Below are 23,668 nucleotides of genomic sequence, written 5' to 3'. Positions count from 1 at the left end.
CTTCTACATCATCCGGGGCCCATTGCAACAACGTTGTGGGGCCCCGGAATCTGACATCTGACAGCGGGAGGATGACTACAGGGGACGCAGTTCCTTGATGCCCCCCATGTACGGCACCAACACCTCCGGGATGACCACGCTTCCGTCCTCGCGCTGGTAGTTCTCCAGGATGGCGATGGTCGTCCGCCCCACGGCCAGGCCACTTCCATTGAGCGTGTGGAGGAGCTGGGGCTTGTCCCCCTTCTGGGCCCGGTAGCGGATCTTCGCCCGGCGCGCCTGGAAGTCGCCGCAGTCCGAGCAGGAGGAAATCTCCCGGAACGCCCCCTGGCCGGGCAGCCAGACCTCGATGTCGTATGTCTTCCGGGACTGGAAGCCCATGTCCCCGGTGCACAGCAGCATCACCCGGTGGTGCAGCCCCAGGCGCCGGAGGATGTCGCAGGCGTCGTCCGTCATCTTCTCCAGCTCGTCCAGGCTCGTCTCCGGCGTGGCGAACTTCACCATCTCCACCTTGTGGAACTGGTGCTGGCGGATGAGGCCGCGGGTGTCCCGGCCCGCCGAGCCCGCCTCGGCGCGGAAGCACGGGCTGAAGGCGCAGTACTTCACCGGCAGGGTGTCACCGTCGAGGATCTCATCCGAGTGGTAGTTGGTGACGGGCACCTCGGAGGTGGGGATGAGGAAGCGCTCGGGCTCACCCACCGTCTTGAAGGCGTCCTCCTCGAACTTGGGCAGCTGGCCGGTGCCCATCATCGTCTCGCGCAGCACGAGGTAGGGGGGCAGCATCTCGACGTACCCCTTGGAGGTGTGCACGTCGATCATGAAGGTCACCAGGGCCCGCTCCAGCCGGGCGAGCGCTCCCTTGTAGAAGGCGAACCGGGAGCCGGACACCTTGGCGGCCCGCTCGAAGTCCAGCATCCCCAGCTTCTCGCCGAGCTCGAAGTGCTGCTTGGGCGTGAAGGGCAGGTTGGGCTTCTCGCCCCAGGTGCGCACCTGGACGTTGTCGTCGGCGCTGGCGCCCACGGGCACCGACTCGTGGGGGACGTTGGGGATGAGGAGCAGGATGCGGCTGAGCTCCTCCTCCACCTCCTTGAGGCGCGCCTCCTTCTCCTTGATGGACTGGGAGACGGTGCGCATCTCCCCGCGCAGCGCGTCGAGCGCGGCGGGGTCCTCCTTGGCCTTGCGCTTCATCTCCTCGTTGGCGGAGTTGCGGCGCGCGGCGAGCGACTCCATCGCCACGTAGAGGTCTCGCCGCTCCGACACGAGGTTCTTGAAGGGGCCGAGGTCCAGGCTGCCGCCCCGGGACTGCAACCGGGCGACCACCGCATCGAAGTTCTGCGCGACGTTCTTGAGATCCAGCATGGCGGGGCGGGTTCTAGTCACCCCGCGCGGGCCGGGCAAGGCATGTCGCACCCGGGCGCCCGGAAACGGACGCCCGGGTGGGGCCGAGTGACTACTCGAGGAAGCTGATCTCGTCCTCGATTTCCTTGCGGTTCTCGGCCTCGGGCTTGCGCGTCAGGTACTCCTGGAAGGCCTTGACGGCCTCCTTCCTCTTGCCCTTCTCCTTGTAGGCGTAGCCCAGGTCATGCCAGGCGTCGCCGTTGTCCGGAGCGGCGGCGGTGGCCTTCGAGAGCCACTCGATGGCCTTGGAGTACTGGTTCTGCTCGCTCCAGGCGCGGCCCAGCTTGTAGTAGACGCTGGTGAGGCTCGGGTCCGCCTTGAGGGCCTGCTCGTAGGCGCGCGTGGCCTCCCGCCAGCGCGTGGCGTTGAAGTGCGCGTCGCCGATGGAGGCGTACACCCGGGTGAGCTTGGGGTCCACCTTGAGCGCCGCCTGGAAGGCGGCGATGGCCGGGTCGAACTCGTTGCGCTCCAGGTGGGCCTGTCCGATGGCCTCGTGGGCATTGGCCATCTTCGGGTCGAGCTCCACGGCCTGCTTCCACTGGTCGATGGCGTCCAGCGGCTGCTTGGCGTCCCGGAAGAGGGTGCCGTAGACGAAGCGGTACTCGGCGCGCTTGGGGGCGGGGGCGCGATCCACGGCGGTCTTCATGTTCTCGAGCGCCTGGGTGTACTCGCCCGCCTTCGCCTTGACCTGGGCCATGTAGTAGTTGGTCTCGGGGTGGGAGGGCTCTCCCTTGAGGGCCAGGAGCAGGTTGGCCTCGGCATCCTTGAGGTTGCCCTTGGCGAACTGCACCGCCCCCAGGGTCATGGGGATGGCCACCGAGCGCGGCTCCTCCTTCTTGGCCTGCTCCAGCTCGGCGATGGCCTCGTCCAGCTGGCCCTGGCGCCACATCACGGTGCCGCGCTGCAGGCGGCCGTCCTTGAGCGTGTGCGAGTCCAGCTCCAGGGCGGTGTCGACCTCCTTGCGGGCCTTCTCCAGGTCTCCGGCGAGCAGCGCCAGGCGGGACTGGCCCAGGTGGGCGTCGGCCAGGTTGGGATCGAGCGTGACGGCGCGATCGAACTCCTCCTGGGCCAGGGGGAGGTTGCCCTCGGCGAGCGCCAGCTCACCCAGACCGGTGCGCACGCCGGCGTGCTCGGGCGCCTTGGCGGCCGCCAGCTCGAACTGCTCGCGCGCCTGGGGGTTGCGGCGCAGGCGCAGGTGGAGCCGCCCGAGGTACACGTAGGCGTCCACGAGCTCGGCGTCGGCCTTGATGGCGCGCTTGTAGTGCTCCTCGGCGGAGGTGTTGCTGTCGCGCGCCTCGTCGATGCGGCCGTAGAGGTACTCGATGCGGGCGTTGCCCGGGAAGCGCTTGCTGGTCTGCTCCACCGCCTTCTGCGCGTCCTGCATCTTGCCGAGCGTCACCAGGGTGGTGATGTACCCGTCCGCGTACTCGATGTTCTCCGGCTCGGCCTTGAGCAGCGCCTCGTAGAAGGGGAGGACCTCGGTGAACTGGCGCTGGGCACGCAGCACGCGCGCCAGGTAGCCCTTGATCATGAAGGAGTCGGGGTCCTTCTCCAGCGACGCGCGCAGCTCCTGCTCGGCCTCCTTGAGCTTGAAGAGCTGGAAGAGGGCGATGCCCTTGAGCGTGCGGGCGCGGGCCAGCTCCGCCGGGCCCATCTGCGGCTGGGCCTTCTCGTCCAGGGCGCGCTCGGCGGCCTCGAGGCCCTTCTGCGCGTCCTTGCGCAGCAGCAGCTCCACCGCGGCCAGCTCCACCGAGGAGATGATGTGGGAGGCGTCCGCCTTGAGCGCGGCCTCGTAGGCCTTGGCGGCCTCGTCCGCCTTGTTGGAGGCCTGGTAGAGGTTGCCCAGGGCGTGGTGGGCCTTGGCCGAGTCGGGGGTCCTGCCCAGCACCTGGGTGAGCGTGGAGATGGCCGTGTCGCGCTCCTTCTTGGCGGCGTAGGCCTCGGCGAGCAGGAAGGACAGCTCGTTGTCACCCTTGTTCGTGTCGCGGCTCAGGGCGTCGCGCAGGTGCTGGATGGCCTTGTCCGGCTCGCGCGAGGTGAGGGCGCGGCCGGCGATGTACTTGACGTACTCGACGTTCTTCTCGCCCAGCAGCTCGAGGCTCCCGGCCTCCTCCTCGGAGCGGCAGCGCAGCAGCTCGGCGGCCTCGGAGGCCGAGTAGCGGCGCTGGAGGTAGAAGACGGACTGGCACCAGAGGGCACGCACCTCGGGGTACTCGCTGCCGGCCAGCACCTTCGCGCTCAGGGAGTAGGCCTGCTTGTAGCTCTGGTAGGTGTCCTGGAGCAGCGCCTTCTGCGCGGCCTGCACGTCCGCGTGATCCGAGGAGCCGGGCTTCACCTGGGCGGGGAAGAACTTCTTCATCCCGAAGACGCCGTAGCGCGTGGCGCCGAAGCCCAGGCCCACGCCGAGCACCGTCACCGCCGCGGCGGCGCCGATGACCAGCGGCAGGCGCTTCTTGAGCTTCCCGAGGATGATCTCGGCGCGTGAGGTGCTGTCCACCACGGACACGGAGGCCATGCGGCCACCGTAGAGCTGCTGCACCCGCTCCATGTTGGCGGCGGAGGCGGCGGACACGTTGGCCTTCGAGCCCGGCTCGGCGGCGGGCATCGCGGGCGCCGCGGCGGGCGCGGGCGGAGTGCCCGGCCCCTCCATCAGCTTCTGGATGGCGGTGGCGAAGGTGGCCACCGTGCCGATGGGTGTCCAGGACTCGGAGTCGGTGGAGACGTCCTCGTTGCCGAGGAGCTGGCCGTCCTCGAGCATCTTGACGATGACGCCCTCCTCGAAGGGGCCGAAGACCTTGCCCGAGCGGCGGCGCACGTGGAAGCGGCGCGCGTTGCCCCTGGCGGCGGCCTTGTTGGCCCCGCTGTCCTTGGCGGCGTCGTCGATGAAGCTGAGCATCTCCAGGCCGTCGGCCGTGCCCGGACCGGGCGGGGGCGGCAGCGGCGCGGAGAGATCGGCCTCCAGGTCGTCACCCCCGGGGATGTTGGGCGCGGAGGGATCGAACTCGAGCGCGTCGGGGATGGAGGGCGTGGCCCCCATGGGCGCGCCGAAGTCCACGTCCCCGAAGTCGGAGGCGGGATTGGGCGGCGCCGCGGGCGGAGGCTCCGAGAAGTCGAGGCCGACGTCCACGGTGGAGGGGGCGGCCGGTGGCGCCTCCGAGAAGTCGAGGTTCGTCACGTCGGCCTGCGGAGGAGGCAGGGCGAACGGGTCCTCCTCGGGCGCGGCGGCGTACGCGGAGGGAGGAGGGGGCAGGGCGAACGGGTCCTCCTCGGGCGCGGCGGGAGGAGGAGGCAGGGCGAACGGGTCCTCCTCGGCCACGGGCACGGCGGCGGCGTACGGATCCTCGGCCTGCTCGGGCGGCAGTCCGAAGGTGTCCACCTCGGACGTGTTCCGCGGAGACGCGGCGAATGGGTCGGCCGCGTCATAACCGTCAGCGGAGGGCACGTCGGCGTACGGGTACGGCTCGCCAGAGGAGGGCGGAGGCGGCAGGGCGATGGCGTCCGAGCCCTGGGGCGCGTTGGCGTACGGGTCCGCGGAGGCGTACGGGTCCGCCGAGGCATAGGGATCCGCGGAGGCGTACGGGTCCGCGGAAGCGTACGGATCCGAGGAGGCCGGAGGAGGAAGGGCGATGGCGTCCGCCTGGGGAGCGGAGGCGTACGGATCCGCGCCGTAGTCGAAGCCGCCCGCGTCACCGTTGGAGTCCGCCGGCATGCCGCCCGCGTACGGGTCGCTCACACCCGGCAGGGGGATGGCCTCGCTCGAGGGCGCCGTGGTCGCGCTGACGTTGTACGCCAGGTCCGGAGCGTAGCCGGAGGAGGGCGCGCTGGGGCCCGGCAGCGGGACGGCCACGGTAGGCGCCGCGTCGCGGAAGGCCGCGCTGGGCAGGGGCATGGAGACGACTCGCGTGGTCTCGGTCTCCGGGGGCCGCTGGAAGTCATCGTAGGCCGCGTACGGATCCGCGGCGGGCGCGCTGGGACCCGGCAGCGGGACGGCCGCGGGCGCGGGGGCGCTCACCGCCTCGCCGGGCTTGATGGGGAAGGTTTGCTGGCACCGTGCGCACTTGAGCTTCGCGCCGCCCGGGGGGATCCGCTTGTCATCGATGTTGTAGTTCGTCTGGCAAGACGGGCAGGAGACTTTCATGGGTTTCCTTCAGCGGGGGCCATCGGACGCGAGCGGCCGCACTCCCGCGACCGGCGAAGGTTATCAGAGGGATTTTCCAGGCGGCAAAGAACGAGACACCCGCATCGGACACCGCCCTGGCGGCAGGGCGGGCGGCCAGGGGAGCGCGTGCCTGTGGACGGTGGCCGCACCTCCGTTGCCCCACGTGGCGGCGAAGGTGGTAGACCCGGGGACGGCATGGAACCCATCGTCATCCTCGGCGCGGGCCTCGCGGGTCTGTCCGCCGCCCACTTCCTCCAGCGCCCCTGGCGTCTCATCGAGAAGTCCGAGCGTGTCGGCGGTCTCATCAAGACCGAGGTCCTCGATGGGTGCTACTTCGACCCCACCGGGCACTGGTTGCACCTGAGAGACCCGGAGATCAAGGAACTGGTGAACACTCGCTGGCTCCCGGGCCAGCTGGTCACCATCCAGCGCAAGGCGGCCATCTTCTCGCGGGGCGTGTTCACGCGCTTTCCGTACCAGGTGAACACGCACGGGCTGCCGGCCGAGGTGGTGGCGGAGAACCTCATCGGCTACGTGGAGGCCATCTACGGGGAGAAGGGCCGGGAGCTGCGCGAGCGCGAGCCTCGCAACTTCACCGAGTTCATCCTGCGCTACATGGGGGAGGGGTTCGCGAAGAACTTCATGATCCCCTACAACAAGAAGCTCTGGACGGTGGACCCGTCCGAGCTGTCCGCCGCCTGGGTGGGGCGCTTCGTCCCCCGGCCCACGCTGAAGGAAGTGGTGGATGGGGCGCTGGGCGTGGGGAGTGATGCGCTGGGCTACAACGCCTCCTTCCTCTATCCGCGCGAGGGCGGCATCGAGAGCCTCGCCCGGGCCATGCTCGCCGGTCTGCGGGGCGGGGAGCTGAGTGTCAACACGGAGCCCACCGCCATCGACTGGAAGGCCCGGCGCGTCACGTTGTCGGACGGGCGCACGCTCGGCTACTCGCAGCTCATCTCCTCCATCTCGTTGCCAGGGCTGGTGCGGCTGGTGGCGAAGGGAGGCTCGGGCGTGCCCGACGAGGTGCTGGCCGCCGCCGGCCGCCTGCGCGCCACCACGGTGACGTACGTGTGCGTGGCCGCCCGGGGCAAGAACCGCCAGCCGTGGCATTGGATCTACCTGCCCGAGCCCGAGTTCAAGTCGTACCGCATCGGCGCGCCGTCCGCGGTGTACGCGCCGCTGGCGCCTCCGGACACCGCCACCTTCTCCGTGGAGTACAGCCACCACGGCGAGCTCTCCATGGCCCAGGCGGAGCGGTACGCGGTGGAGGACCTGGTGGGCTCGCAGATGGTGCACTCGGCGGAGGACATCCTCTTCACCCGGGCGCGGGAGATTCCCCACGCGTACGTCCTCTATGATGACGCGTACGGGCCGGCGAAGACGCGGATCCTCGAGTTCCTGGAGCACGCGGGCATCCTCCCCGCGGGGCGCTACGGACAGTGGGAGTACTCGTCCATGGAGGACGCCATCCTCGCCGGGAGGGCCTGCGCGCGCCGGTTGAACGGCTGACGGAGGGGGGTGGAGCGGGTGTTTGATCGTCGACGGGACCCCGGGGGCGTGCTACGCGACGCAGTTGCCCATGGCCGCGTCCCCGTACCTGTCCATCGTCATCCCCGTCTACAACGAGGCCTCCATCATCGCGTCCGCCGCGGCGGAGCTCACCCAGGGGCTCGACGCGCGGGGGTGGGACTACGAGGTCATCTTCGCGGAGAACGGCTCACGTGACGCCACGCCCCGGATTCTCGAGGAGATGTGCGCGAAGAGCCCGCGCCTGCGCTGGTTCCACTCGGAGCGGCCCAACTACGGCACGGCGTTGAAGGCCGGCATCGAGAAGGCGCGGGGCGCGTTCGTCTTCTGCGATGAGATCGACCTGTGCGACCTGAGCTTCTACGACTCCGCGCTGCCGCTGCTGGAGAAGGGCGGGGTGGACATGGTGGTGGGCTCGAAGGCCGCCAAGGGCGCGAGTGACCAGAGGCCCCTGGTGCGGCGCGTGGCCACGCGGGTGCACAACGGATTGCTGCGGGTGGCGCTGGGTTTCCAGGGCACGGACACGCACGGGCTGAAGGCCTTCCGGCGCGAGGCGCTGCTACCGGTGGTGGCCAAGTGCCTGGTGGACATGGACGTGTTCGCCAGCGAGTTCGTCATCCGTGCCTGGCGCGAGGGGCTGCGGGTGGTGGAGATCCCCATCCAACTCCACGAGAAGCGCCAGCCCTCCATCCACCTCTTCAAGCGCGTGCCCAACGTGCTGAAGAACGTGGGCAAGCTGTTCTACGTCATCCGCATTCGCGGCACCTGAGGAGGCGAGGGTGGCACGGCGGCTGGCATCCATCTCCGTCGACCTGGACTCGCTGCCGCACTACTGCCGCATCCACGGACTGCCCGAGTCGCTGTTGGACGCGCGGGCGCGGGGGCTCGTCTACACGAAGGCGGTGCCCCGGTTGAGGGAGCTGCTGGAGTCGGTGGGCGTCCCTGGGACGTTCTTCGCCATTGGCGAGGACGTGGAGGCGGACACGGGGGCCGCGGCGGCACTGCGCTCGGCACATGAGGCGGGCGTGGAGGTGGCGAGTCACAGCTTCTCGCACGACTACGCGCTGACGCGGCGCGCACCCGAGAGCATCCGCGAGGACCTGCGGCGCGCGGACGAGGTGCTCGAGGCGGCCACGGGCGCGAGGCCGGTGGGCTTCCGTGCGCCGGGCTACACGCTCAACGCGGCCCTGTACGCGGCCACGGTGGAGCGGGGCTATCGCTACGGCTCGTCGGCGTTTCCCGCGGCCCCGTACTACACGGCGAAGGCGGCGGTGATGGGGGCGCTGGCGCTGCTGGGGCGGCCCTCGCGGGCGGTGCTGGACTCACCGCGCGTGCTGCTCGCGCCACGCACGCCGTATCGACCGGACCCGACACAGCCCTATTCGCGGGGCTCGGGGGCCGTGCTGGAGTTGCCCATGGCGGTGACGCCCGGGGTGCGCTTCCCCTTCATCGGCACCTTCGCCATCACCTTGCCGCTGCCGGCCATTCGAGCCGCGTACCGCGCGCTCGGGGGAGACACGTTCTTCAACTTCGAGCTGCACGCGGTGGACGTGCTGGACGCGGAGGACGGCATCCCGCCCGAGCTGGTGCGCCAGCAGAGGGACCTGCGGGTGCCCGCCAGGCACAAACTGAAGAGACTGAAGACGCTCTTCGACTGGCTGAAGTCCGACTACGACGTGGTGACGCTGCGGGACGCTGCCGCCCACCTCTCCACGACCGTCTAGAGAGCAATCCATCACCAATAATACCCCTCTCCCTCTGGGAGAGGGACGGGGTGAGGGTATTCGTCCCCGGGTTGAACCCATGGCATCAGGGCACGGGCCCCTGGGCCGTCCGTTCGTGCGTGCGCTCCAGCGCGGATTGGACCTCGGAGCGAAGATCAGCCGGGGCGAGCTCCAGGGCGCGCTGGAGCCGTGGGAGTGCGTCGGCTGTCCGGCCCCGGGCCAGGAGGAGCTCGCCCATTCCCAGGAGACTCTCGGTGTACCCCTGGCGAGGGGGCTTCGACTCCTTCTCCCAGAGCGCCAGGGCACGCTCCAGAGCGCGCGAGGCCTCGTCCCACCGCTCCAGGCGGACGAGGGTGCGGCCCAGGCTTCCGAGCGAATCCGCCACCAGGAGGTGACTGGGGCCGAGCGCCTTCTCCCGGAGGATCCGTACCTGCTCCTGTCTCGCCCGCGCTTCCTCGTACCGGCCCATCTTCCGGAGCGTGCTGCCCAGCTCGTTGAGCGAGAAGGCGATGTCGGGGTGACTGGCCCCCAGGGCCTTCTCCTGGAGCAGCAGCGCGCGCTCATGCCGTGCTCGCGCCTCCTCGTACCGGCCCATGGCCTGGAGCACCAGTCCGAGGTCATTGAGCGAGCTGGCCACGTCGGGATGCTCGGGCCCCAGCGCCTTCTCGCGCAGGGCCAGGGCGCGCTCGTGCAGTGCCCTGGCTTCCTCGTACCGGCCCATTCCCCGCAGCACGTTGCCCAGGCCTCCAAGGGAGATGGCCACGTCGGGATGCTCGGGCCCCAGCACCTTCTCGCGCAGGGCCAGGGCGCGCTCGTGCAGCGCCTGGGCCTCCTCGTACCGGCCCATCGCGTCGAGTGCGATGGCCAGGTTGTTCAGGGGCGTGGCGACATCGGGGTGCTCGGGTCCCAGCACCTTCTCCCGGATGGCCAGGGCGCGCTCGTACAGCACGCGCGCCTCCTCGTACTTCATCATCGCGTCGAAAGCGGTGCCCAGGTTGCTGTAGGAGTTCGCGACCAGGGGGTTGTCGGGTCCGAGGATCTTCTCCCGGATGGCCAGGGCACGCTCGTACGATGCCCGTGACTCCTCGTACTTCCCCAGCTCCCCGAGCACGGTGCCCAGGTTGTTGAGCGAGACCGCTACCAGGAGATGCTCGGGCCCCAGCACCTTCAACCGGAGCGCGAGTGAGCGCTCGTACTGCGCCCGCGCCTCCTCGTACCGGCCCATCTGCTGGAACACGTTGCCCAACTGGTTGAGCGAGTCCGCGCGGGTGCGGTCGTCATCCGCGCACTCCACCGCCGACTCCAGCGCCAGCTTCATGTCCAGCGCCTCCTGGTGGTGCGCCTGCCTCCACCCCACCACCCGGAACAGCAGGCTCCAGGTCTGGGCGACCAGCACCAGGTCCTTGCTCCGCGCGGCCAGGGGGATCGTCTTCCGCGCCATCTCCTCGGCCCCCGCGTAGTCGCCCATCGCGTCCTTCAGGTTGGCCACCTGGTACAGGGCCTGCGCCTGGAGCGGGGGATGGCCGAGCTTCTCCACCTGGCGCAGCAGGGGCTCGCCCAGCGACAGCCCCTCGCGGTACTCGCCCACCAGCCACAGCGTCTCCAGGCGATCCACCTGCTCCTGCAGCGCTTGGGCCCGGGCGCGCGCGGCCGCGTCCTCCGGCGGAGGCACCGTCGCCATCAACGACTGGACATCCGCGCAGGCCTCCAGCGGCGGCAGCGATTGCGCCGCCTGCACGGCCTTCGACAGCTTCCCCGGATCCGAGCCGCGGGCGAACAGCTCCGTCAGGGCTCGGAGCTGACCGCGCCGCCGCTCCAGGCAGTACACCTGGAGCACGGCCGGGTCCCTCGGTGAGGTGGCCCCGTCCTGGCCGGCCTCGCAGGCCTCCGTGCGCAGCTTCACCCAGGTGCCCGCGTATCCGTCGAGCAGCACGGACACTCGCGCGAAGGTGTCCCGCGCGTAGGGCAGGCGGGTGCCGAGGAAGGCCTGCTGCACCCGGGCCTTCACCGTCTCGTCCCAGGTGCCGGCGAGTCTGCGCTCCACGTGTGCGCATCCCGTCTCCTCCTCCTCGCGCATCATCCAGCCCCAGACGGCCAGCCCCGTCAGTCCCGCGACGAGGGCCATCAACGCCGCCATGCGCCTCCGGGCCTGGCGCCGCCTCATCGGGTCGATCTCCAGGGCCGCGACCAGCTCCTTCATGGACGCGGGGCGCTGCGCGGGGTCCGCGCTCAGGCCCTGGAGGAGCATGCGCGCCACCCATCCGGGGACGTCCGAGTCGGAGGGTGGGGGATTCACCCGCCCCTCGCGCTGGGCGCGGATGGACTCGGCCTGGGTGGCGCCCGCGAAGGGGTGCCGCCCGTAGAGGGCCTCGTAGAGGGCCACGCAGAAGGCGAACAGGTCACTGCGCGCATCGGCGGAGCCGGCTCGCAGCAGCTCGGGCGCCATGTAGCGTGGCGTGCCCAGCAGCGTGCCATGCAGGGTGAGGGGGCTGTCCAACGCACCCTGGGGCAGGGAGAGGGGCGTGATGCTCGGGAGGGCTTCTGGCGCCGGGGAGGACTCGGCTCGCGCCAGGCCGAAGTCCGTCACCCGCACCCGCCCGTCGTTGCCCACCAGCACGTTGTCCGGCTTGAAGTCGCGGTGCACGAGGCCCGCCTCGTGCGCGGCCGCCAGCCCCCGCCCCGCGGCCAGATAGACCGCCAGGATTTCCCGCCAGGAGCGCGGGGCCTGCTCGCACCAGCGCCGCAGCGTCTGCCCCTCCACCATCTCCATGGCGATGAAGATGGAGCCGTCCTCCAATGTGCCCACGTCGTAGATGGCCACCACATGGGGATGGGAGAGGCGGGCCATGGCCTGGGCCTCGCGCAGCAGCCGGGCCTCGAGATCCTGGGGGGACTGGCTGGAGTCCAGCTCGCGGCGGAGCCGCTTGAGGGCCACGCGCCGGTCGAGACGCGAGTCGTAGGCGGCCACCACCTCGCCCATGCCGCCGCGGCCGAGCGAGTTGAGCACCGTGTAGCGGCCGGCCAGGGTCTGCCCGGGTGCCAGGGAGACGGGCCCGGACGGGCGGGGCGCGGGCTCCCGGGCGGGCGGCGGCGGGGCGAGGGAGCGGACCTGGGTGGCGGCTTCCCCCAGGACGTCCAGGTCCGGGTCGGTCGGCATCGGCACCGGGTCCTGGGTCCGGATGAGGGTAGGAGCCTCCTCCGTGGAGCCGGTGTCCGCGTCCCCTCTCCCTCGCGGCTCCACGTCGCTCATGTGTGTGCCTCCTGAGTATGCACTGTCGCCGGCCGGACAGTCATACCCCGGACGGGCGGAGCCTTGTAGCCGTCAGGTCGTCTGGCTCCCTCCCAGGGGGCCCGAACCCACCGGAGGGGCAGGCGAGTGTCGCTCGGGTGTGGACCCTCCTGGATGCCTATCGTCCAGGAGTGAAAGGTCCCTGGAGCAGGAGGAGAAGGACATGTCCTTGTCATCGCGTCTGGTTGGAGCACTGCTGGTGCTGGGGTTCGCCGCCTGCTCGGGCATCAAGACGAGCACGAACTACGACCCCAACGCCGTGCAGGCGCTGCGGACCTTCCGCACCTACGCCTGGCTGCCCATGAAGGACGGCGCGGACACCCGCATCTACAACCCCATCATCCAGGCCCGCGTCCAGCAGGCGGTGGACCAGGAGCTGGCGTCTCGGGGCTACAAGAAGGTGGAGCCGGGCGAGAACCCGGACTTCCAGATGGGCTGGCACGGCGCCATCCAGGACAAGGTCGAGGCGGAGACCATCAACAGGTTCTACGGCTACGCCTGGGACCCCTGGTACGACCCCTTCTATGGTCCGGTCGCATACGGTGGCTCGGGACTCGCCCCCGAGACCGTCATCCGCGAGTACCAGCAGGGCACGCTCATCCTCGATGTCGTGGACGCGGACTCGAACAAGCTCGTCTGGCGTGGTTCGGCCCAGGCCCGGCTGTCCGACAACATGAACGCGGAGAAGAGCCAGAAGCTCATCAACGGGGCCGTCGACGAGATGCTGGAGCGCTTCCCGCCGAAGCCCAGGAAGCAGTGACCGGAGCTACTTCCCCTCTCGGAAGGCCCGCCAGTCCGCCTGGACCTGGTCCGCGTAACCCCTCGCGAAGGAGACGAGCCGCTTCGTCGCTTCCTTCGCATCGTCGCCCACCCAATGCGCGAGCACGTCCGCCCGGGCCCGGCTGCTCGCATGTGCCCGTGCCAGCACCACCGCCGCCTGCGCGAAGGCCGAGAGGAGCTCCTTGTCGCTGTTCAGCGCCTTTTCGTCGAGCCGGGCCTTCTCCGGCTCCAACTCGCGCATGAGGAACGCTCGGCCGTCCACCGCCACGGCGCCGGTGAGCGGATTGCAGTCCGCGCCGAATTCCTCCTGGTACCTCACCACGGATGCTCCCTCCGCGGGCACGGGAGGCCACTCGAGGCTCGGCGCGAGCAGCTCCTTCAGCTCCAGGAGGATGGGAGGCTCGTCCGCATCCTTCGCGCGGACGAGCGCGTAATAGCGAGCCAGACCGTAGCTGCTGCCCCCGGCATCGAGCCGCCGCGCCCAATCGAGCACTCGCAGGGGCAGGGCGACGCGCTCCACTCCCCTCAGGCCCGCTTCATAGGGCCCGAGCGCGGTCTCCAGGGCATCCCGCGTCTCCGGCGATACCGGCCGGAGCGTGTCACTGCTCTGGAAGCGAGGCCCGTTCTCCCCATCCAGGCGGACGTACTTCTCCAGCCCCTGTTCGGGCGTGACGTCCCGGGCCCTGGCGATCAGCTCCTCCACCGAGCCCTCCGCCTCCTTCTTGCCGAGAAAGGGGCCCGGGTTCTTTCCTCCCCGGGTGAGCCGCTCCAACTCGCCGAAGTACGCCTGGCCGAGCGCCTCGACGGCCTTCTCCTGGCGCCTGGCTCCCAACCCGGCCTCGCGCGCGGTGAGGACGGCGCTGGTGGCCAGTCGCGTGAGGTCCACCTCGGGTGAGCCGGGGGCGGCCTGGTCGAAGTCGTTGAGTCCCCACACCGCCTTGCCCTCGGGGCCGCGGACGGTCCCGAGGTTTCCGATGTGCATGTCTCCCACCACGGGAATCCAGGGCGCGGGGTGGTCCAACAACCGCGAGGCGTCACGCCACGGTCCGCGCAGGTCCTCGTGGAAGAGCGCCGGCATCGCCCGGAAGAAGGCGGAGGCGCTCTCCCTCATCAATACCTCCTTCTCCTCCAACCGTCTCGCCGGGAGCTCCAGCCGCGTGTTGTAGTCGTGGGTGAAGGCCACGGCCCGCTCCGGAGGGCGGGGCGGGGGTTCGCCGGTGGGCCGGGAGGAGGAGCCACGCATGCCGGGATGGAGTGCGGGACGCTCGAATGTCACCGGAGGCGTCTTCGGGATGGCAACGGAGCGGCCCTCCGGCCGCGTTCCCCTCCCGGAGGCGGGGGCGATGGTGTAGACACACGCTCCATGCTCGAGCAGCTCGGCGACAAGGTGAAGCAGGAGCTCCGGGAGTGGACGGAGCGCATGATGGGCCCGGAGCGCAAGGCGCGCCTGGAGGCGCTCGCCCGCACCGGCAACGAGTACGGGGTGGATCCTTTCGGCTTCAACCTCGACTACAGCCTGTCGGCGCTCGCCCCCTTCTTCTGGCTGTACCGCAACTACCACCGCGTGGAGACCTACGGCATCGAGAAGGTGCCCAAGGGGCGCGTGCTCTTCATCTCCAACCACTCCGGCCAGCTACCCATGGACGGGGCGATGATCGGCGTGGCCCTGCTGTTGGAGGCCGACCCGCCGCGCGCCATCCGCAGCATGGTGGAGAAGTGGGTGCCCACGCTGCCGTACGTCTCCACCTTCATGGCCCGGGTGGGGCAGATCGTCGGCACCCCGGAGAACTGCCGGCGCCTGCTGGAGTCCGATGAGGCCATCCTCGTCTTCCCCGAGGGCGTTCGCGGCCTGGGCAAGCTCTGGCCCCAGCGCTACCAGCTCCAGGACTTCGGCCTGGGCTTCATGCGTCTGGCCCTGGAGACGGACACCCCCATCGTCCCCATCGCCGTGGTGGGCGCCGAGGAGCAGGCCCCGGCCCTCGTGGACGTCAAGCCCCTGGCCAAACTGCTCGGCTTTCCCTCCTTCCCCCTCACCGTCACCGGGATGCCCCTGCCGCTGCCCACCAAGTACCGCATCTACTTCGGAGACCCGCTGCGCTTCACCGGCCGCGCGGACGACGAGGACTCCGAGCTGGACAAGAAGGTTCGCACCGTGAAGTCCGCCATCCAGGCCATGCTCAACCAGGGACTCAAGGAGCGCCAGGGCGTCTTCTGGTAGAGCCCGGCACTCGCGCCATGAATCAGGATCCTTCCAAGAGACCGGCCGTCGTCGTCACCGGCATCAGCGGCAACCTGGGCCGGACCCTGGCCAAGTTGCTGCACAAGCACGAGCGCATCATCGGCATCGACCGGCGCCCCTTCGTGGGCCGGCCCAAGGACGTCGAGATGCACCAGTTGGACCTGCGCAAGAAGAAGGCGGAGGACGTCTTCCGCAAGAACGACATCCGCGCGGTCATCCACATGGGCATCATGCACGACCCGCGCATGAGCGAGGAGGAGCACCACTCCTTCAACGTGGTGGGCACCACGCGCCTGCTCGAGTACTGCGCCCGCTACCGCGTGCCCAAGGTGGTCGTCCTCTCCTCGGCCAACGTCTACGGCCCCAGCCCGGACAACTCCAACTTCCTCACCGAGGACGCGCCGCTCATGGCGGCCAGCCGCTTCTCGGGGGTGCGTGACCTCATCGAAGTCGACATGCTCGCGCATGGCTTCTTCTGGAAGCACCCCGACGTCCAGACGGTCATCCTCCGGCCCGTCCACATCGTGGGCCCCACCATCAAGAACGCCCCCAGCAACTACCTGCGGCTGCGCCACCCCTGGGTGCTGGCGGGGTTCGACCCCATGGTGCAGCTCATCCACGTGGAGGACGTAGCGCGCGCCATGGTGGAGGCCGCCCTGCGTCCCGAGCCCAAGGGCGTCTACAACGTGGTGGGCCCCGGCGAGGTGCCCCTGTCCTCCATTCACCGGGAGCTCGGCCACGGCCCCATCCCCGTGCCGCACCCCGTGGCCCGGCCGCTCCTCGGCCTGCTCTTCAAGTACCGGCTGGCCAACTTCCCGCCGCCCGAGCTGGATCACATCCAGTTCCTCTGCAACGTGGACGGCTCGCGCTGGCGCAAGGACGTGTCCTGGTCTCCCCGCTACTCCATGCGGGACACGATCCGCTCCGTCGTCGGCGAGTAGCCCCCTGACACACGTGTCATGGGCGGACAGCGGTGTCGTTCCAAGCGGCTCCTGACATGCGTGTCAGGGGCCGTGGCATTTCTGGCACGGGGGTTCACAGGGGGGATGCGTGCAACCCCTTGATCTCACGAGGAGACCGGGCCGTCGAGAGGTTGGCACTCGCATTGCTCTATAGGCCAGGCATGAAGCGCGGTGAGGGCGGGCCACTTCAGCCCCTCACCCCGCGAACCTGGTTAGGAGGTTCCATTGGGGAGCCTCCGACGCCCACCGCTTCGGCCGGCCCCGAGGCGGTGGGCGGTTTTTTTTTAGGGCAGCTCGCCGTCGAAGGGGCCCCCGCGTTGCTTCTCCAGCAGCCACGTGCCGTCCCGGTAGATGAACTCCGAGGTGACGGTGTCGCTCTGCTGGGTCACCGAGGGCAGGCGCATCCACTCCATGCGGCTGGTGACGATGGCCCGCTGCCCTTCCTCCACGAGCTGGACGTCTTCGATCTCGTAGTCGGTGATGGACAGGTCCCTCTCGTCATGCTGCTCCCGGCGCGCCTTCTCGAAGTCCTGGCGCCGCTCGGGGACGATGTAGCGGATGGCGTACCGGTAGTCCTTCCAGCGCACCCGCTGGTGGAATCCCTCCACCACGGGACGCAGGGTCTGAAGGTCCGACGTCTTCTTCGTGTGGGCACACGCCCCACCCAGGACGAACACCAGGAGTAAAGCAAGCAGGCGAATCACCTGGAGGACGCTAGCACCCATTCCAGAGGGGGCGAAACGGAAGGGGACCCGGTGCTATGGTCCCGGGCCGCATGGCCAAATCGTTGGTGGAGCGCTACGAGCAGCTCCTCGCCCAGGATCCTGCATCTTCTGTTTTCGTCGAGCTGGCCAAGGCCTTGGTCGCCAAGGGCGAGCACGCCCGGGCCATCGCCGTGTGCGAGCAGGGCATCTCCCATCACCCCAACTCGGTGACGGGGCGGGTGCTGTGGGGCAAGGCCCTCATCCTCATGGGGCGTCCCGCCGAGGCGATGGCCCAGTTCGATCAGGCCGTCGCGATCGACAAGGAGAACCCGCACGCCTACAACCTCATCGCCGAGGTGTTGCTGCAGCGGGGCCTCTACCGTTCGGCGCTGCCCATCCTGCGCAAGGCGCTGGCGCTGCAGCCCAATGACGGCCGCGTGCGCGGGTGGATGGAGCAGGCCCAGGCCGCGCTCGCGGGCGGGCCCGCGCCGGCCTTCGGCGACCTGAACGCCCTGGAGCCCCAGTCCGCGGAGGAGGCCGCCGCCAGGGCCGAGGGCTCCGAGCAGGCCGAGGCGTCCGGGTCGGACGCGTCCCCCGACGCGGCGGCCGCGGAGGCTCCCCAGGAGCCCGTCCTGGAAGCCCTGGCCTCCGAGGTGGTGACGGCTCCCGCCGAGCCGGCGCCCACCCCGGCCCCGGAGGACAACTCCGGGCCGGTGTTGGATCTGGCGGACGTGGCCATTCCGGACGAGGCCCTGGGCGTGAGCGCTCCGGAGGCGGCTGGGTCCGTGGATGTCTCGTCGATCCTGACCGCCGAGGTGGAGCTGCCCTTCGACGAGGAGCCGCCGGCCACGCCCGTGGAGGCTTCCTCCGAGGCTGGGAGTGGAGGGGACGCCGCGTCGGAGGAGTCCACCGCGTCGGGTGAAGGGAGCCTGCTCGCGGATCTTCCTCCCCTGGAGGAGAAGCGCGGGCCCGTCCTCTCGCCTCCTCCGCAGGCCCTCACCGAGCGTCTCACGGCCGCGGGGAACCGGCGCGGGCTGCTCGAGGAACTGCCCGAGGCGACGGCGGAGAACCGGGTGGCACCCGTGCCGGTCGCCGCCCCGGTGGCCCGCCTGCCCGTCCAGGACGTGGCGGCCCTCACCGCGGCCTACGAGCGGGAGCTGCGCGAGAAGCTCCTCCCCAAGGGCACCGGCACCATCTTCTCCGGCCGCACGCTGAAGGCGATGGCGGCGGTGGGCGCCCTGGTGGTGCTGTTCGGCGTGTTCCTCGTCATCCGGGCGAAGCAGGGCGGCGAGGCGCTCGCCGCGTCGTTGGACCATGTCGCCCGGCTCATCGAGAAGGACATGGAGCCCTCCCGGCAGGAGGCGCTCTCGCTGCTCACCCACGTGGTGCGGCTGGATGAGGACAACACCCGGGCCTGGGCCCTCACGGCCTACACCCACGCCTTGCGCTACGCCGACAGTGGCGCCGCCGGGGAGCGCACGCAGGCGCTCGACGCGCTGAACCACCCGGGCGTGCGCGCGGAGCAGCCGGGGCTCGCCCTGGTGGTGGACGTGCTGGTGGCCGACACCCAGGGCCGCGACTCCGCCCGCCGGGCCCTCCTGGGCGCGAAGGTGGAGACCTCGGAGGCCCAGGCGCTGGCCGCCGGCATCCTGCTGGAGCAGGGCAAGGCCAAGGAGGCCCTGGAGCGCTTCTCGCGCGCCCTGAAGCTGTCGCCCCGCAACGTGCGCGCCCTGGTGTCGCTCGGCGCGTACTACCGGGACGCGGGGGATCCGGTGAATGCCCTCGCGGTGTACACCACCGCCGCGAAGCTGGCCCCGGAGCACCCGGTGGCGCGGCTCGGCGTCGCCGAGGGACGGCTGGAGCTCGGCCAGGAGCTGGACTCGGCCTTCTCGGACGCGCAGGAGCTGGCCAGGGACCCGGCGCTGCCCGTGTCGCTGCGAGATCGCCAGCGGCTGGTGCAGGGCCGGTTGATGACGGCGCTCGGCAAGGCCCGCGACGCGCGGACGCTGCTGGCCGAGGGGATGAAGGGCCCGCTGGCCTACGAGACCTTCCTCGCGCTCGGCGAGGCGAACCGCGCGGCCGGTGACATGTCCGCCGCCCAGCGCGCCTTCGAGGAGGCGCTCAAACTGAAGCCCGACAGCGAGGACGCGATGGCGGGCCTGGGTTGGGCCATGCTGGACCGTGACCGCGAGCGCGAGGTGCTCACCCGGGTGGAGGGTGAGGGCCGCCAGGTGGCGCTGGTGCGCACCGCGGCGTACGCGCGGCTGGGCGACTGGAAGCGCGTCCGGGTGGAGGTGGCCCGCACGCGCGTGGAGGACCACTATCCCCCCGAGGCCATCGTCTACCTGGCCCAGGCGGACGCGGCCGAGGGCGAGCGGGACCGGGCGCGCGAGGCGCTGGAGAAGACGCTCGCGGCGACGAAGCGGGCCAAGGCCGAGGTGCGCACGGCGCTGGGGCAGATGTACTTGCAGGACAAGGCCCTGGACAAGGCGAGCTCCCTGTTCGAGGCGGCCGTGGCCGAGGACGCGCGGGACTACGAGGCCCCGTGCGCGCTGGGCCGGCTCCTCATCTCCCGGGGGCTGCCGGACCTGGCGATGAAGCCGCTGACGCAGGCGGTGGAGCGCAATGCCGCGCACGGCGAGGCGCGCGAGGCGCTCGGCCGGGCGCTGCTGGCGCTGGGCCGCACCAACGAGGCCCTCAAGCAGTTCGAGGAGTGGCAGCTGGACAACCCGGGCGCGGCCACGGCCCACAAGGGCTTCGCGATGGCGCTGTACCACGCCGGGCGGATGAAGGACGCGGAGGCGGCGTCCGGGCGCGCGGTGAAGCTGGTGGCCAACGATCCCGAGGCGCACCGCGTGCGCTCGGACGTGCTCTTCGCCCTGGGGGACACCAAGGGCGGCTTCGGCGCGCTGGAGAACGCCAACCGGCTGGACGCCAGATCGGCGGAGACCTTCTGCGACATCGCCCTGGCCTTCCTGCGCCAGGGACTGGAGACCAACGCGGAGAAGGCCTTCGAGGCGGCGCGGCGCGAGGGGCCGGACTCTCCGTGCGGCCAGGTGGGCGAGCACTGGGTGAAGGACTCGGGTGGGCGGGCCGCGGCGAAGGCGCTGCAGGCCATCGCGGACAAGGCGCCCACCGTCTGGGACAAGGCGTTCGCCCAGGCGGCCATGGCGCGGGTGCTGCTCACCGCCGGAGCGACGAAGGATGCGCGCGCGGCCGCGGACGAGGCGGTGCGGCTGGCGCCCTTCTCCGGACGCAACCACCTGGTGCTGGGGCAGGTGGCGCTCAAACAGCGGGACGAGGCGGCGGCGATGAAGGCGCTCGCCCGCGCGGTGGAGCTGGAGCCCGTGGACGGACTGGTCTGGCTGGCCCAGGCGGACGCGCTCGTGCGCAACCCCGCGGAGGTGACGCGGGCGGTGCAGGCGTACCAGACCTTCCTGAAGCTGGCCCCGGCCTCTCCGGAGGCGGGCCGGGTGAGGAAGGCCCTGCCGGCCCTCGTGCGCCGGGCAGGGGGCAGGTAGCGTGAGGCAATCCCCCCCGCCCGAGCTGCCGCCCCTGCCGCTCATGCGCATCATGGGCGGCAATGCCTTCCTGCTCTCCGTGCTCTACCTGATGGTGGGCATCGTGGTGGAGGGCGCGCGGCGCTTGTGGCCGGGCTCCCCCTTCCTGCTGCAGTTCTCGTTGTCGCTCGACTCGCTGCCGGCCCGGGCGCTGGAGCTGGTGGGGCTGATGCAGCCGCTGCGCGACGCCTACTTCAACGGGCAGATCTCCGAGTTCCGCCTGCGCCTCGTCTTCGGCGTCACCACCATCGTCATCATCTTCCTGCTCGCGGTGGTGGTGGGCCTGTTCATGGGCACGCTGCGCGGCCTCGTCGTGCGCCAGGCCTCCCGGCGTTAACCCCGGGCGAGGCCCCGCCCGCTCAGGCCCAGGTGGCCGGCTCGCGCACCATGACGAGCTTGGGGTACGCGCAGCGCAAGCCCACCTTCTCGCAGGTGCGCGCCGAGGCCGTCAGGGGCTCCGTCGCGGCACACATCAGCTCGCAGCCGTGTTGAGCCGCCCAGGCCAGCCGGGCCTGGACGAACGGGACCTGGAGCCCATTGCCGCGGAACGGCCGGGGGATGCCATCGCCCGACAGCACGGCCACGCCCCCCGTCTGGGAGAACACGCCCACGGCCTGGGGCTCCCCGTTCACCAGCGCGAAGAAGCAGGTGTTCCCCTCGGTGCGGACGATGGCCAGCCCCGGGGCCAGGTCCGCCTCGGAGAACGCGGGCCAGCCCACGTAGGAGTAGAAGAAGAGCCGGGCCCAGGTGCGCTCCTCGTCCGGAAGGATGGGGCGCACCTCGACGCCCGGGGGGAGCTGGGGCGGCACGGGCGAGAGCTGATTCCACCAGACCTGCTGGAACTGCTCGACCCGGTAGCCCCGGGTGGCCAGGCTGGCGGCGAGCGAGGGATCGCAGAACGGGTTGAGCTCGATGCGCACGGCGCCTCCTCCCTGGCCGAGGAAGGCCTCGATCTGGTCGAGCTCCTCCGTGCTCACGGGCGCCGCGAGCCCCACGCCGATCGCCACCGAGTCAGGTGAGCGCGGCCCGAAGAAGATGGCCCGTCCGCCCGCGATGTGGAGTGCTGGGACTCCCTCGCGAGTGGGGTGGGGCGTTCGATCGGTCTGCTCCGCCTGGGCGAGCTCGAAGCGCTGCGCGAGGACACGCGGCTCCAGGGTCGGGGATGGAAGGGATGTCATGGGCGTCTCCGGGTCCGATTCTGCACGGGAGCCGCCCCTGACGCGAGGAAGACCCCCTGTCCCGGGCCCCTGTCCTCAGCGGCGGGCGCTCCGGGCCTTGCGCACCCGGGGCGGTACCGGGGCCACCGGGATGGGCTCATGGCCAGCGGCTCGGGCCATGAGGCAGATCTCCACCACCTTGGGGCCGAAGCGCTCCCAGCGGCTCTCCCCCGTGCCCTTCACCGTCAGGAAGGACTCGCGGTCGATGGGCAGGGCCGCGGCGAGCCCGCGCAGCGTCTCGTCATTGAAGATGAGGAAGGGAGGCATCTCCAGCTCGCGGGCGAGCTCCTTGCGCCAGCGGCGCAGCTCGGTGGCGGCCAGCTCGCTGAAGCCCCTGGGCTGCCCCGGTGCTGGCGCGGGCGCGGCGCGGGACACGGAGGTGGAGGAGCGGCCGAGCCCCTCCAGCCGCCTCAACCGGCTCCCGGCGCACGTGTCGCAGTTGCCGCAGGTGGCCTCCACGTCCTGCTGTCCGAAGTATTGGAGCAGGAAGGCGCGCCGGCAGCGCTTCGTGTAGGCGTAGTCCGTCATCCGCTTGAGCAGCAGCATGGAGCGCCGCTCCTGCTCGCGCACCTTGCTCAGGTCCACGCCCAGCTCGCGGAAGGGCACCTGTTGCAGCGCGCGGATGGTGCGCCCGGAGAAGGGACGGCGCACCTGCAGCGCCCCGGCCCGCTCCAACAGCTTCAGTGCGTGCTGCAGCTCATCACTGGAGAGCCCGGTGCGCCGCGCGAGGATGGGCAGCTCGGTGGTGGCCGAGCGCCCCACGGGGAACGTCTCCAGCAGCGAGGCCAGCAGCCTCCGGGCATCCGGGGCATGCGGCTGCGCCTGGGCTGCCTTCTCCGTCAGGGTGATGCCGTACTCGCCCTCGCCGCGGCTGCCGCGTTCGATCTTCCCCTCACGCTCCAGGATGCGCAGCGCGGCGGAGACTTCGAATTCACTCGCGCCCACCTGGGCGGCCAGCACGTACTGGCCCTTGTCGTACTCGGGCATGCTTCGCAGCACGTTCCACAGGTCCGAGATGACGGCCTCGGAGGGGTGGTTGCTCTCGATGAGCCGCTCCTGCGTGTAGACGTCCGCGTGGTTGAAGAGGAGCGCGGCGAAGGCCGGTCCCCGGTCTCGGCCCGCGCGGCCGATCTCCTGGTAATAGGCCTCCACCGCCTTGGGGATGTTGGCGTGGGCGACGAAGCGGATGTCCGGCTTGTCGATGCCCATGCCGAAGGCATTGGTGGCCACCGCCACCGCCTCCTTGGCGGACATGAACTCGTCCTGGGCGCGGTGCCGCGCGTCGTCCTCCATGCCCGCGTGGTAGAGGATGGCGTTCACCCCCCGCTCGAGCAGCGAGGAGTGCATGTTCTCCGCCGACTTGCGGGTGGAGCAGTAGATGATGCCGCTGCCGCCGCCCAGGGACGAGAGCCCCGCGCACGCCCGGCGCTTCTCCTCGTCCCCGCCCACGTCGAACACCTCGAGGAAGAGGTTGGGCCGGTCGAAGCCCTCGGCGAACACCTGCGGATCCTTCATCAGCAGGGAGCGGATGATGTCGTCGCGCACCTCGGGGGTGGCGGTGGCGGTGAGGGCCACGGTGCGCGGGGGGCGCAGACGCTTGCGCACCTGTCCGAGCTGCGCGTAGTCCGGCCGGAAGTCATGGCCCCACTGGGAGATGCAGTGGGCCTCGTCCACCGCGAGCAGCTCCACCCCCACCTGGGTGAGGGCGTCCAGGAAGCTTGGGCTGCGGAAGCGCTCGGGCGCCACGTAGACGAGCTTGAAGTCGCCCGCGCGCATGCGGCGGATGCGGTCCGCGCGCTCCATGTCCGACAGGGACGAGTTGATGAACGTGGCGGAGATGCCACGCGCGGTGAGCTGCTCCACCTGATCCTTCATCAGCGCGATGAGGGGGGAGATGACGAGCGTCACCCCGGGCAGCAGCATGGCGGGGAGCTGGTAGCACAGGCTCTTGCCCGCGCCGGTGGGCATCACCACCACGGTGTTGCGCCCGCTCAGCACGGAGCTGATGACCTGGGCCTGCCCGGGCCTGAACTCGCTCAGGCCGAAATGGCGGACCAGACCCTCCTGGGCTTGCTCGAAGTAGGGCAGGGCCACCGGCATCCGCCGCATATT

Annotated in this window: 15 protein-coding genes; 8 read left to right on the top strand and 7 right to left on the bottom strand. The window is 70.6% G+C overall.

The genetic code is table 11. The features are described 5' to 3' along the window. Positions 1-75: 75 nt before the first annotated feature. Together serS and JRI60_RS38570 are read right to left on the bottom strand one after the other, a co-directional pair. Positions 76-1,356 (bottom strand): serine--tRNA ligase, encoded by a 1,281-nt coding sequence (serS, locus tag JRI60_RS38575; protein ID WP_204221029.1) that lies wholly within the window; start codon positions 1,354-1,356, stop codon positions 76-78. Positions 1,357-1,447: 91 nt separating this feature from the next. Beyond that, entirely contained in the window at positions 1,448-5,533 is a 4,086-nt protein-coding gene (locus JRI60_RS38570; RefSeq protein ID WP_204221028.1) for a tetratricopeptide repeat protein, read from the bottom strand. Positions 5,534-5,749: 216 nt separating this feature from the next. Between JRI60_RS38570 and JRI60_RS38565 the strand changes: the two genes are divergently transcribed. The 3 genes from JRI60_RS38565 to JRI60_RS38555 all read left to right on the top strand — a co-directional run bounded on the left by JRI60_RS38565 (position 5,750) and on the right by JRI60_RS38555 (position 8,805). Further along, on the top strand, positions 5,750-7,063 hold the full coding sequence (locus tag JRI60_RS38565) for a protoporphyrinogen/coproporphyrinogen oxidase (protein WP_204221027.1): 1,314 nt from the start codon (positions 5,750-5,752) through the stop codon (positions 7,061-7,063). A 70-nt stretch (positions 7,064-7,133) separates the two neighbouring features. Continuing rightward, complete coding sequence (locus tag JRI60_RS38560) at positions 7,134-7,850, top strand: glycosyltransferase family 2 protein (RefSeq protein ID WP_204229269.1); 717 nt, start codon at positions 7,134-7,136, stop codon at positions 7,848-7,850. A gap of 10 nt (positions 7,851-7,860) precedes the next feature. Then, the gene (locus JRI60_RS38555; protein WP_204221026.1) at positions 7,861-8,805 is read left to right on the top strand and encodes a polysaccharide deacetylase family protein; all 945 of its coding nucleotides are present in this window, start codon (positions 7,861-7,863) and stop codon (positions 8,803-8,805) included. Positions 8,806-8,890: 85 nt separating this feature from the next. Here JRI60_RS38555 and JRI60_RS38550 read toward each other — a convergent pair whose 3' ends face one another. Continuing rightward, positions 8,891-12,055, bottom strand: coding sequence for a serine/threonine-protein kinase (locus JRI60_RS38550; protein WP_204221025.1), 3,165 nt, complete (start codon positions 12,053-12,055; stop codon positions 8,891-8,893). Positions 12,056-12,257: 202 nt separating this feature from the next. Between JRI60_RS38550 and JRI60_RS38545 the strand changes: the two genes are divergently transcribed. After that, positions 12,258-12,854 (top strand): DUF4136 domain-containing protein, encoded by a 597-nt coding sequence (locus JRI60_RS38545; RefSeq protein WP_204221024.1) that lies wholly within the window; start codon positions 12,258-12,260, stop codon positions 12,852-12,854. Between the two features lie 6 nt (positions 12,855-12,860). Here the strand turns inward: JRI60_RS38545 and JRI60_RS38540 are convergent, their stop codons facing one another. After that, complete coding sequence (locus JRI60_RS38540) at positions 12,861-14,117, bottom strand: DUF2252 family protein (RefSeq protein WP_204221023.1); 1,257 nt, start codon at positions 14,115-14,117, stop codon at positions 12,861-12,863. Between the two features lie 120 nt (positions 14,118-14,237). Here JRI60_RS38540 and JRI60_RS38535 point away from each other — a divergent pair, with 120 nt between their 5' ends. Continuing rightward, positions 14,238-15,092, top strand: coding sequence for a lysophospholipid acyltransferase family protein (locus JRI60_RS38535; protein WP_204221022.1), 855 nt, complete (start codon positions 14,238-14,240; stop codon positions 15,090-15,092). 17 nt (positions 15,093-15,109) lie between these two features. Next, positions 15,110-16,054 (top strand): SDR family oxidoreductase, encoded by a 945-nt coding sequence (locus JRI60_RS38530; RefSeq protein ID WP_204221021.1) that lies wholly within the window; start codon positions 15,110-15,112, stop codon positions 16,052-16,054. Positions 16,055-16,359: 305 nt separating this feature from the next. Here the strand turns inward: JRI60_RS38530 and JRI60_RS38525 are convergent, their stop codons facing one another. Next, positions 16,360-16,779: a hypothetical protein gene (locus JRI60_RS38525; RefSeq protein WP_239469968.1), complete on the bottom strand. Its 420-nt coding sequence runs from the start codon at positions 16,777-16,779 to the stop codon at positions 16,360-16,362. A 71-nt stretch (positions 16,780-16,850) separates the two neighbouring features. On the opposite strand from JRI60_RS38525, the gene JRI60_RS54720 reads away from it, so the two are divergent. Together JRI60_RS54720 and JRI60_RS38515 are read left to right on the top strand one after the other, a co-directional pair. Continuing rightward, positions 16,851-20,300, top strand: coding sequence for a tetratricopeptide repeat protein (locus JRI60_RS54720; RefSeq protein WP_204221019.1), 3,450 nt, complete (start codon positions 16,851-16,853; stop codon positions 20,298-20,300). A gap of 52 nt (positions 20,301-20,352) precedes the next feature. Further along, on the top strand, positions 20,353-20,676 hold the full coding sequence (locus tag JRI60_RS38515) for a hypothetical protein (RefSeq protein ID WP_204229268.1): 324 nt from the start codon (positions 20,353-20,355) through the stop codon (positions 20,674-20,676). A gap of 22 nt (positions 20,677-20,698) precedes the next feature. On the opposite strand, the gene JRI60_RS38510 is transcribed toward JRI60_RS38515, so the two are convergent. Next, positions 20,699-21,517 carry a hypothetical protein gene (locus tag JRI60_RS38510; protein WP_204221018.1) on the bottom strand — a complete coding sequence of 273 codons (819 nt, stop codon included), beginning with the start codon at positions 21,515-21,517 and terminating at the stop codon, positions 20,699-20,701. 75 nt (positions 21,518-21,592) lie between these two features. Beyond that, complete coding sequence (locus JRI60_RS38505) at positions 21,593-23,665, bottom strand: RecQ family ATP-dependent DNA helicase (RefSeq protein ID WP_204221017.1); 2,073 nt, start codon at positions 23,663-23,665, stop codon at positions 21,593-21,595. Between the last annotated feature and the right edge of the window lie 3 nt (positions 23,666-23,668).

This window comes from Archangium violaceum (assembly GCF_016887565.1).
GTDB classification, from domain to species: Bacteria; Myxococcota; Myxococcia; order Myxococcales; family Myxococcaceae; genus Archangium; species Archangium violaceum_B.
This window is presented reverse-complemented; position numbering and strand designations above follow the sequence as displayed.

Excerpts from the sequence above, each read along its gene's own strand:
- JRI60_RS54720 (WP_204221019.1), top strand. The coding sequence starts at position 16,851 with ATGGCCAAATCGTTGGTGGAGCGCTACGAGCAGCTCCTCGCCCAGGAT.
- JRI60_RS38530 (WP_204221021.1), top strand. The coding sequence starts at position 15,110 with ATGAATCAGGATCCTTCCAAGAGACCGGCCGTCGTCGTCACCGGCATC.
- JRI60_RS38565 (WP_204221027.1), top strand. The coding sequence starts at position 5,750 with ATGGAACCCATCGTCATCCTCGGCGCGGGCCTCGCGGGTCTGTCCGCC.
- JRI60_RS38510 (WP_204221018.1), bottom strand. The coding sequence starts at position 21,517 with ATGACATCCCTTCCATCCCCGACCCTGGAGCCGCGTGTCCTCGCGCAG.
- JRI60_RS38550 (WP_204221025.1), bottom strand. The coding sequence starts at position 12,055 with ATGAGCGACGTGGAGCCGCGAGGGAGAGGGGACGCGGACACCGGCTCC.
- JRI60_RS38535 (WP_204221022.1), top strand. The coding sequence starts at position 14,238 with ATGCTCGAGCAGCTCGGCGACAAGGTGAAGCAGGAGCTCCGGGAGTGG.
- serS (WP_204221029.1), bottom strand. The coding sequence starts at position 1,356 with ATGCTGGATCTCAAGAACGTCGCGCAGAACTTCGATGCGGTGGTCGCC.
- JRI60_RS38505 (WP_204221017.1), bottom strand. The coding sequence starts at position 23,665 with ATGCGGCGGATGCCGGTGGCCCTGCCCTACTTCGAGCAAGCCCAGGAG.
- JRI60_RS38570 (WP_204221028.1), bottom strand. The coding sequence starts at position 5,533 with ATGAAAGTCTCCTGCCCGTCTTGCCAGACGAACTACAACATCGATGAC.
- JRI60_RS38540 (WP_204221023.1), bottom strand. The coding sequence starts at position 14,117 with ATGCGTGGCTCCTCCTCCCGGCCCACCGGCGAACCCCCGCCCCGCCCT.
- JRI60_RS38515 (WP_204229268.1), top strand. The coding sequence starts at position 20,353 with ATGGGCGGCAATGCCTTCCTGCTCTCCGTGCTCTACCTGATGGTGGGC.
- JRI60_RS38560 (WP_204229269.1), top strand. The coding sequence starts at position 7,134 with ATGGCCGCGTCCCCGTACCTGTCCATCGTCATCCCCGTCTACAACGAG.
- JRI60_RS38545 (WP_204221024.1), top strand. The coding sequence starts at position 12,258 with ATGTCCTTGTCATCGCGTCTGGTTGGAGCACTGCTGGTGCTGGGGTTC.